Below are 9,023 nucleotides of genomic sequence, written 5' to 3'. Positions count from 1 at the left end.
ACAGGTCGTGCCGGTGGGGGCCACGGTTGCGCGGGGGTTACGGGGCTACTAGAGCTGCTAGGGCCCAGAGCAGGAGGATTACGCCTAGCATTCCGCCGAGCACGATGGCGAAGCCCTTGGCACCCGACATGGTCGACTTACCGTCGCCGCTCGTCACAACGCCTCCCGAGTTCGCATCGCTTCGCCTGGATCGGCACGTACAGCGTATGACCGATTACGGGCGTTCCATGCACGACCCCCGGCATGCGGAGGGGCCGGCGGCGCTGTGCCGCCGGCCCCTGTCTCGCTACCGGTCAGTTCTTCTTGCCGGCCGACTCGTCCTTGCCGGACTCGGCCTTGGCGGAGTCGGCGCCGACCGCGGCCTCCTCCGGGGTGCCCTCCTCGATGGCGCCGCCCTCGGCCGTGCCGCCCTCCGTGGCGGCCGGGCCGGGTGCGCCGCCCTCGACGGCCGGGTCGGCGATCGGGTCGGCGCGCCGCTTGGAGATCACGATGGCGGCCACCACGACACCGACGGCCAGCACGGTCACCACGACGCGGAGCAGGGTGTTGCCCGCGTACGTCACGACCGCCGGCGCGATCAGCAGCGCGACCAGGTTCATCACCTTGATCAGCGGGTTGATCGCGGGACCGGCGGTGTCCTTGAACGGGTCGCCGACCGTGTCACCGATGATCGTGGCCTCGTGCGCGTCGCTGCCCTTGCCGCCGAGCTGGCCCTCCTCGACGAGCTTCTTGGCGTTGTCCCAGGCGCCGCCGGAGTTGGCGAGGAACACCGCCATCAGCACGCCCGCCGCGATCGCACCGCCCAGGTAGGCGCCCAGCGGCGCGTACCCGAGGGCGAAGCCGACCGCGATCGGGCTCATGATCGCGAGCAGTCCGGGGGTGGCGAGCTCGCGCTGCGCGTCCCGGGTGCAGATGTCCACGACCCGGTCGTAGTCGGGCTTCTCGGTGTAGTCCATGATCCCGGGCTTGGTGCGGAACTGCTCGCGCACCTCCACCACGACCCGGCCGGCCGCGCGGCCGACCGCCATGATGGCCAGTCCGGAGAACATGAACACCACGGCCGCACCGATGATCAGTCCGATCAGCACGTTCGGGTTGTCGATCGACAGGCTGAAGGTGCCGAACTCGCCGAGCGCGTCCCTGGCCTCGTCGGACGCGTCGTTCAGCGCCGCGATCACCGTCGTGCGGAACGAGCCGAACAGCGCGGTCGCGGCGAGCACGGCCGTCGCGATCGCGATGCCCTTGGTGATGGCCTTGGTGGTGTTGCCGACCGCGTCCAGCCGCTCCAGGATGGCCGCGCCCTCGCCCTGCACGTCCCCGGACATCTCCGCGATGCCCTGGGCGTTGTCGGAGACGGGCCCGAACGTGTCCATCGAGACGATCACGCCGACGGTCGTCAGGAGGCCGGTACCGGCCATCGCCACCGCGAACAGCGCGACGGTGGTGTTGCCGAAGCCGAGCAGGAACGCGCCGTACACCGCGCCGCAGATGACGAGGGCCGTGTAGACGGCCGACTCCAGGCCGAGCGAGATACCGGACAGGATGACGGTCGCCGGGCCCGTCCGGGCGCTTCCGGTGACCTCCTGGACGGGCTTGCGGTTCGTCTCGGTGAAGTAGCCGGTGAGCAGCTGGATCGCGCTGGCGAGCACGATGCCGATGAGGACCGCGCCGAGCGCGACCCAGCGCGGGTCGGCGTCCAGCGCCTGGATCTCGGTGTCCGTGACGCCGTTCAGGTCCGCGAACGACGAGGGCAGGTACAGGAACGCGGCGACCGCGACGAGGATCGCCGAGATGCCGGCCGAGATGAAGAAGCCCCGGTTGATCGCCGTCATCCCGGACCGGTCGCCGGACCGCGGCGTCACGGCGAAGATGCCGATCACCGCGGTGATCACGCCGATCATCGGCACGATCAGCGGGAACACCAGGCCCTCGGTGCCGAACGCGGCGGTACCGAGGATGAGCGCGGCGACGAGCATGACCGCGTACGACTCGAACAGGTCGGCGGCCATGCCGGCGCAGTCACCGACGTTGTCGCCCACGTTGTCGGCGATGGTCGCCGCGTTGCGGGGGTCGTCCTCGGGGATGCCCTGCTCGACCTTGCCGACCAGGTCGGCGCCCACGTCGGCGGCCTTGGTGAAGATCCCGCCGCCGACCCGCATGAACATGGCGAGCAGCGCGGCACCGAAACCGAAGCCCTCCAGGACCTTCGGCGCGTCGCCCTTGTACGCCAGCACGACGATCGCGGCGCCGAACAGGCCGAGCCCGACCGTGAACATGCCGGCGACGCCGCCGGTGCGGAAGGCGATGCGCATCGCCGTCTTCTCGCCGCCCTCCTCGCGGGCGGCCGCGGCGACCCGGACGTTGCCCCGGACCGCCAGCCACATGCCGACGAACCCGGTGACGGCCGAGAACAGCGCGCCGATGACGAAGAAGACCGACCGCCCGATGCGCTCCCCGGTCGACTCGGCGGGGAGCAGCAGCAGGACGAGCGGGATCAGGATCACGAAGACCGCGACCGTTCGGAACTGGCGTTTCAGATAGGCGCTCGCTCCTACCTGAACGGCCCGCGAGATCTCCTGCATCTTGTCGGTGCCCTGGCCAGCGGCCAGGACATCGCGCACGAGACCCGCGGCGACGGCCAGTGCCAACAGTGCGATCACGGCGACGACGACGACCAATGAGAGGTCGCCGCCGCCGAGATCCACGTCTGCGCTGACCGGGCTTGACAGGGAAAGCCCAGACATCCGTCCTCCTCGACAAGGGGTGCTGCGATCGCGATCGTCAAAAGACGATCTTTACCGCGTACCCCGCGAGTCATGATTTCGAACGCCTCGCACGGCAGCGCGGGTTCCGGGAGTCTACGCAGGCGTAGGTCGAATGTTAAGGGCGCAGGGCCCTTGAAGCGGATGTCGCCAAAATGCAATGAAAGATACGCCCGGAATTTACCCCTTACCCCGGGGCGCGAGGCATTTCCCCAGGTCAGCCCGGGTTAGCTCAGTATCACCCCGCCAGCACCTTGACGCGCGCAGCACGTCTCGGGCGCCTGACTGAGAGCATCGGCGTCGGTGTTAAAGCTAGGCATTAACACGGAATATGTCCAGGCCCAAATCGAGCCAGTCCGAGATCATCCGGAAGAGTTTCCCACACCCTTCTCACCGCTCATCACTTTCTCCCCAGCGGCCACACAAGCCCCGCCAGTCCCAATCTCGACATATCACCCAGCCTGAGACTGGATCAGAACGAAGCGTTCCGTTCTGCTACGGTCACCGGACACCGCCGAGTCCGCGGCGCCGACAACGAGGAGTCACCGATGGCGAGCACCGAAGTCCAGCCGGTTCCGGACGGCTGCACGTCCGTCGCACCCTGGATCGTGACCCGCGACAGCGCGAAGGCGATCGACTTCATCGTCGAGGCGTTCGGCGGGGAGGAGCTCTTCCGCGTCCCCAACGAGAACGGCTCCATCGGTCACGCCGAGGTCCGCATCGGCGATTCCGTCGTCCTGCTCTTCGACGCCAAGGACACCTGGCCCGACACCCCGGCCCTGCTGCGGCTCTACATCGAGGACGTGGACACGGTCTTCGCCAAGGCCCTCCAGGCCGGCGCGGCGGCCGTCACCGAGCTGAGCACCGCGGCCTGGGGCGACCGCGGCGGACGCGTCCGGGACCCGCTCGGCAACATCTGGTGGCTCATGGAACGCGTGGAGAACGTCTCGGACGAGGAAGCCCAGGCCCGCTGGAACCAGCCGCAGTACGTCGCCTCCATGCGCGACGCCCAAGACTCCCTCGACCGCGAACTAAGCGCCCGCAAGAACCCCCACTAGCACCCAGCCCAGGACGTCGGGCGCCTTCCAGAAGGCCCCAGCCCCGCGCGCGAGCGCATGATCTGACCGGAGAGGCCACGCCAGGGGCAGCCTCACCGGAAAGATCGCCAAGCGCTGCCGCACTCGCACAGGCGCGCTCAGCGAGCGAGCGCAGTGGGTTCATCAATGCAAAACGAAGGCCCCGCCGGGGATGGCGGGGCCTTCGGGGTGCTCGGGAGGGTGCGCGCGTCAGATGGTCGCCTCTGCTTCGGCCGGCCAGCTCATCCGTATCTGGACCCCTTTGGGGGTTGAGGCGATCTCCACGTCGTCGGCGAGGCCGGCGATGACGGCCAGCCCCAACTCCGCGGTGCCCTCACCGCCGAGGCCGTACTCGAACTCCTCAGCGTCCGGGGCCTTGGGGAGGCCCCCTGCCTCGTCCTCGCCGGGGACGGTGTCGCTGACGGTCACCTCGAAGCGCCGGTCGGCACCGCTCAGTTCAAGGCGGACGGGTTCGTCCGGGCAGTGCCGCTGGTGCGCCTCGACGGCCCGTGAGCACGCCTCGCCCACTGCGAGCCTGACCTCGTCCAGCAGGTTTTCGGCGACGCCGCTGCGGCGTGCGACGGCGGTCACGATCAGGCGGGCGGTCCGGACGTGGACGGGCAGCGCGCTGAAGGAGAGTTCAACGGTCGACATCTCAGTTGCTGGCCGCTACTTGGCGCCCTTGCGCTTCTCCTCGGCCTCGGCGATCGAGTCGTGGATGCCGAAGACCTTGGTCAGCCCCGTGATCCGGAAGATCTTGAGGATGCGCTCCTGGGTGCACACCAGCTCCAGCGAGCCGTCGTGCGCGCGCACGCGCTTGAGCCCGCCGACCAGCACGCCGAGACCGGTGGAGTCGAGGAACTCCACCTTCTCCATGTCCACAAGGAGATGGAACTTGCCCTTGTTGACCAGGTCGATGAGCTTCTCGCGAAGCTTCGGCGCCGTGTAGACGTCGATCTCACCCTCCACGTTGATGACGGTGAGGCCATCGTCGGTGGTGTAGTCGTTCACCTTCAGGTCCACAGATCCTCCACGCGCCGTGCAGCACTATCCGATCTCGATCACCGATCGCCCGGACGGGGTTCGGCCATCGAGACTTCGCCGTGATTCAACCACGCTCCGGCGTGGTACACGCACGTTATCGCCCACACGGGCGAAAGTTCGCGCCATCCCGTCTGACCTGCTGATCCAGTGGCCAGGGCAGGGGTACGGGCTCACCGGCGCCGGGGCGTTCCCGTTGTTTTGCCCCGGCTGGCAAACTGAAAACCTGATGGGCGCCCAAAGATCTTCAACTCCCCTGGACCGGCTGCTCGCCGACCCCACGAGGCGCGAACGCATCACCCATGTGGAGAGCGTTCCCGCACGTCAGGGCCGTCGTGCCGACTGGCCGGCCTGGTCGCCGCCACTGCTGGTCGAGCGGTTGGCGGCGGCCGGCATCGAGGCGCCCTGGGAGCACCAGGCCGCCGCGGCCGAGCACGCCCGCGCGGGACGGTCTGTGATCCTGGCCACCGGCACGGCGTCCGGCAAGTCCCTGGCGTACCTGCTGCCCGCCATCGAGGCGATCTACGACGGGGACGAGAATCCTCGCCATCAGGGGACGATCCTCTACCTGGCGCCCACCAAGGCGCTCGCCGCCGACCAGCTCCGCGCGTTGCGCTCGCTGCGCCTCACCCGCGTCCGAGCGGCGACGTACGACGGTGACACGCCCCAGGACGAACGCACCTGGGTCCGGCAGCACGCGAACTACGTCCTGACGAATCCGGACATGCTGCACCGGTCGATCCTGCCGAGCCACGCCCGCTGGTCGTCGTTCCTGCGCCGCCTCCGCTACGTGGTCATCGATGAGGCGCACGGATACCGCGGCGTATTCGGCTCGCACGTCGCGCACGTCCTGCGCCGCCTGCGCCGGCTGTGCGCCCGTTACCACGCCGACCCGACCTTCATCCTGGCCTCGGCCACGACATCCGAGCCCGCCGCCACCGCGTCCCGCCTCACCGGACTGGACGTCGTCGCCGTCGACGACGATGCCTCCCCACGCGGACCGGCGACATTCGCACTGTGGGAGCCGCCCCTGACCGAGCTGCGGGGTGAGCGCGGCGCCCCCGTCCGTCGCACGGCCACCGCCGAAGCGGGAGACCTCCTGGCGGACCTCGTCGTAGAGGGCGTGCAAACGCTCGCGTTCGTCCGCTCTAGGCGCGGTGCAGAGTCGGTGGCATTAAGCGCCAAGCGCGCCCTGCACGAGGTCACCCCGGCCCTGGCGGAGCAGGTCGCCGCCTACCGCGCCGGCTACCTCCCCGAGGAACGACGTGCTTTGGAAGCTGCTCTGCGTTCCCGCTCGATCATCGGCTTGGCGAGCACGAACGCCCTGGAACTCGGTGTGGACGTCTCCGGCCTCGACGCCGTCGTCGTCTGCGGCTGGCCCGGCACCCGCGCGTCCCTCTGGCAGCAGGCCGGACGGGCCGGACGCTCCGGCCAAGCGGCCCTGTCGATTCTGGTGGCCCGGGACGACCCGCTCGACACGTTCCTCGTCCACCACCCGGAGGCGATCTTCGGGAGGCCGGTAGAGGCCACCGTGCTCGACCCGGACAACCCGTACGTCCTTGAACCGCACCTATGCGCCGCGGCGTCCGAGATGCCGCTCACCGAGGACGACCTTCCCCTCTTCGGCCCCTCGACCGCCGACCTGCTGCCCGACCTCGTCCGCCGCGGCTTCCTCCGCCGCCGTCCGGCCGGCTGGTACTGGACCCGTCGCGACAGGGCCGCCGGCCTGGCCGATATCCGGGGTGCGGGAGGCGACCCCATCCAGGTCGTGGAACTGGGCACAGGACGCCTCCTCGGCACCGTCGACGAGGCGTCCGCGCACACCACCGTCCACGAGGGCGCGGTCTACATCCACCAAGGCGACTCGTTCATCGTGCACACCCTCGATTTGGACGACTCCGTCGCGCTGGTGGAATCGGCCGACCCCGACTACTCGACAACCGCCCGCGACGTGACCGACATCGCCATCGTGGAACGGCTCCGCTCATCCGCCTGGGGCGACGCCACCCTCTGCTTCGGAACCGTCGAAGTCACCCGCCAGGTGGTCGGCTACCAGATGCGCCGCATGCAGACGGGCGAAATGCTCGGTGAGAAGCCCCTGGACCTCCCGCCCCGCACCCTGCGCACCCGCGCCGTGTGGTGGACGCTCTCCGAAGCACAGATCTCCGCCCTGGACGACCTGGACCTGGCCGGCGCCGCCCATGCCGCCGAACACGCGTCCATCGGGCTGCTCCCCCTCTTCGCCACCTGCGACCGCTGGGACATCGGCGGCGTGTCCACGGCCGTCCACCCCGACACGGGCCTGCTGACCGTCTTCGTCTACGACGGCCACGAGGGCGGAGCGGGCTTCGCCGAACGCGGCTACGCCGACGCCGCCGAATGGCTCCACGCCACCCGCGACGCGATCGCGTCCTGCGAGTGCGACTCCGGCTGCCCGTCCTGCATCCAGTCCCCCAAATGCGGCAACGGCAACGACCCCTTGGACAAACAAGGCGCCCTAACCCTCCTGGACCTCCTCCTGACCCACTCCCACCCCTGACCACCCGAGCACCCCCATCTCGAATGGACACCGCAGCGGAAGGACGCGCCGGTTAGGTCAGGCGCAGCGCGTCGAGCATCCGGGCTAGGGCCGCGCGGGTGTCCGGCAGGTGTGCCTCCGGATCGCCGGACGCGGCCAGCCACAGCGCGGCCTCGTTCATCGCGCCCGAAAGCAAGTGGGTCAGCGGAGCGACCGGTTGAGGGGCGATCAGGCCCTGGTCGATCAACTCGGTGATCACGTCGGCCAGGTGGCTGCCCGAACCCGCCTCGTCCATCGCCCGCCACTCGTTCCAGCCGAGCACGGCCGGGCCGTCCACCAGCATGATGCGCTGAATGTCGGGGGCCGTGCTCGCGGTGAGGAACGCCTGGCAACCGGCCGTGAACCGCGTCCACGGGTCGGCTTCGGCATCCGCCGTCTCGGCGACGATGCGGGCCACTTCCTGCTGCACCTGCTCCAGGACGGCACGGAACAGCTCCGCCTTGCTCTCGAACAGGTGGTAGAGCGCACCCTTGGTGACGCCCGCCGCGGCGACGATCTCCGAGAGGCTCACCGCTCCGTACCCGCGCGCGGCGAAGAGCCGCCTGCTCTCGCCCAGCAGCGTCGCGCGCGTCACTTCCCGCTGCCGTGCCCTGACGTTCACGGGGACCCTCCCTTGACATACCGGCGGTACGTCAATATATCGTGACATACCGACGGTATGTGAAAGGAGACCTCATGCACCTGACGAGCTTCTACCCGGTGATCTGCACGTCCCGCCTCACGGAGTCCCACCGCTTCTACAAGGGGCTTCTGGGCTTCGAGACGACGTTCGAAGCCGACTGGTACGTGAGCCTGCGCCGGCCCGGCACGTCCCCGTACGAACTCGCCCTGCTCGACCACACGCACCCGACGCTGCCGGAGGGATACCGCACCCCCGCCCAAGGGCTGCTGCTGAACTTCGAGGTAGAGGACGTGGACGCCGAGTGGGAACGGCTTGTCCTCCAAGAGGGCCTACGCCCCGAACTCGACATACGGAGCGAAGAGTTCGGACAGCGTCACTTCATCGTCGCCGACCCCAACGGCGTCCTCATCGACGTAATCACGCCCATAGCCCCGTCCCAGGCGTACGCGGACCAGTACACGGCCCAGTGACGCGACCCCTCAGTTCGGAGCGACCCGCTGCGCCGGGACGGACGGCTGGTCGGGGCCACCGCGCCGCCGAGTCTGCGCCAGCGCCTGCTGGAGCCTCCGGCGCTCCATCTCCAGCGTCTGCAGGGATTCCTCATGCTCATCCCGCAGGTCCCGCAACTCCCGGCGCATGTTCATCGCACGCCTGAACCCGAGCGCCGCGATCATCAGCCCGCTCATGAGCACGATGGTCACCACGGCCCCGGCCATGAAGACGTGCCACTGCTCGGTGACCCCCGGAACACCATCACCGAACATGGTCATCTGGGCCTCACCCGTGTTCCCCAGCACCACGGCGACCCCGACCACGATGGCGGCGAGCACGACGACCAGCCCCAGAAAGATCATGCGAAGCATCTCCTCTCCATCGGCCCCTCGCTCACCCCAGGCCAAGGCCGCAACCCCAAACCCCCACCCGGCTGCCTTGCCGGGTGGGGG

The 9,023-nt window shown here is 69.1% G+C and carries 8 protein-coding genes; 3 read left to right on the top strand and 5 right to left on the bottom strand.

Annotated elements, in window-relative coordinates; translation table 11 throughout:
- Window positions 1–293: 293 nt before the first annotated feature.
- Window positions 294–2,744 (bottom strand): sodium-translocating pyrophosphatase, encoded by a 2,451-nt coding sequence (locus E1266_RS32310; RefSeq protein ID WP_132053574.1) that lies wholly within the window; start codon window positions 2,742–2,744, stop codon window positions 294–296.
- Between the two features lie 566 nt (window positions 2,745–3,310).
- Here E1266_RS32310 and E1266_RS32305 point away from each other — a divergent pair.
- The gene (locus E1266_RS32305; protein WP_132053572.1) at window positions 3,311–3,820 is read left to right on the top strand and encodes a VOC family protein; all 510 of its coding nucleotides are present in this window, start codon (window positions 3,311–3,313) and stop codon (window positions 3,818–3,820) included.
- Between the two features lie 228 nt (window positions 3,821–4,048).
- Here E1266_RS32305 and E1266_RS32300 read toward each other — a convergent pair whose 3' ends face one another.
- Together E1266_RS32300 and E1266_RS32295 are read right to left on the bottom strand one after the other, a co-directional pair.
- Window positions 4,049–4,492, bottom strand: coding sequence for an ATP-binding protein (locus E1266_RS32300; protein WP_132053570.1), 444 nt, complete (start codon window positions 4,490–4,492; stop codon window positions 4,049–4,051).
- A gap of 15 nt (window positions 4,493–4,507) precedes the next feature.
- Window positions 4,508–4,861, bottom strand: a complete 354-nt coding sequence (locus E1266_RS32295; protein ID WP_021597910.1) for an STAS domain-containing protein — start codon at window positions 4,859–4,861, stop codon at window positions 4,508–4,510.
- A 247-nt stretch (window positions 4,862–5,108) separates the two neighbouring features.
- Between E1266_RS32295 and E1266_RS32290 the strand changes: the two genes are divergently transcribed.
- Window positions 5,109–7,418: a DEAD/DEAH box helicase gene (locus E1266_RS32290; protein WP_132053568.1), complete on the top strand. Its 2,310-nt coding sequence runs from the start codon at window positions 5,109–5,111 to the stop codon at window positions 7,416–7,418.
- 52 nt (window positions 7,419–7,470) lie between these two features.
- On the opposite strand, the gene E1266_RS32285 is transcribed toward E1266_RS32290, so the two are convergent.
- The gene (locus tag E1266_RS32285) at window positions 7,471–8,058 is read right to left on the bottom strand and encodes a TetR/AcrR family transcriptional regulator (protein ID WP_243719157.1); all 588 of its coding nucleotides are present in this window, start codon (window positions 8,056–8,058) and stop codon (window positions 7,471–7,473) included.
- 74 nt (window positions 8,059–8,132) lie between these two features.
- Here E1266_RS32285 and E1266_RS32280 point away from each other — a divergent pair, with 74 nt between their 5' ends.
- On the top strand, window positions 8,133–8,549 hold the full coding sequence (locus E1266_RS32280) for a VOC family protein (protein ID WP_132053564.1): 417 nt from the start codon (window positions 8,133–8,135) through the stop codon (window positions 8,547–8,549).
- Window positions 8,550–8,558: 9 nt separating this feature from the next.
- Here E1266_RS32280 and E1266_RS32275 read toward each other — a convergent pair whose 3' ends face one another.
- Window positions 8,559–8,933: a hypothetical protein gene (locus E1266_RS32275; RefSeq protein WP_132053562.1), complete on the bottom strand. Its 375-nt coding sequence runs from the start codon at window positions 8,931–8,933 to the stop codon at window positions 8,559–8,561.
- Window positions 8,934–9,023 lie beyond the last annotated feature (90 nt).

The organism is Actinomadura sp. 7K534 (assembly GCF_004348575.1).
Lineage (GTDB): Bacteria > Actinomycetota > Actinomycetes > Streptosporangiales > Streptosporangiaceae > Spirillospora > Spirillospora livida.
The sequence above is the reverse complement of the archived record's forward strand: the minus strand, read 5'-3'. Positions and strand labels throughout refer to the sequence as shown.